Origin of the sequence: Cohnella baijiui, from assembly GCF_020731285.1 — a bacterium.
GTDB lineage: Bacteria > Bacillota > Bacilli > Paenibacillales > Paenibacillaceae > Cohnella.
The window spans coordinates 1-226 of the sequence record NZ_JAJFOW010000401.1 but is presented as its reverse complement, the minus strand read 5'-3'; the positions used below and the strand labels follow the sequence as shown (position 1 = coordinate 226).

Sequence of the window (226 nt, the reverse complement as noted above, 5' to 3'; positions counted from 1 at the left end):
CTGCGATGCAGCAGTTCGGCGACCTGTCTTTGTGTCGTATATTCACTCCACATTATCGATCCACACTTCTTTCGCTTGATTTACTACATGTACATATTAATAAGCAAGCCTCGGATTTCACCAACCGTATCAAGAATGTTAATTCCCTTTTGTTCCTTTTTTAATACGGCATCCGTTACTTCTGTTAGCTTCTTGTCTACTTCGGTAATAATTTTATATACTTTGC

1 protein-coding gene is annotated in these 226 nt (G+C 38.5%); it reads right to left on the bottom strand.

Annotation, left to right across the window (positions count from 1 at the left end):
* Positions 1 to 83: 83 nt before the first annotated feature.
* Positions 84 to 212, bottom strand: coding sequence for a DUF327 family protein (locus tag LKX83_RS33130; protein ID WP_370639190.1), 129 nt, complete (start codon positions 210 to 212; stop codon positions 84 to 86).
* Positions 213 to 226 lie beyond the last annotated feature (14 nt).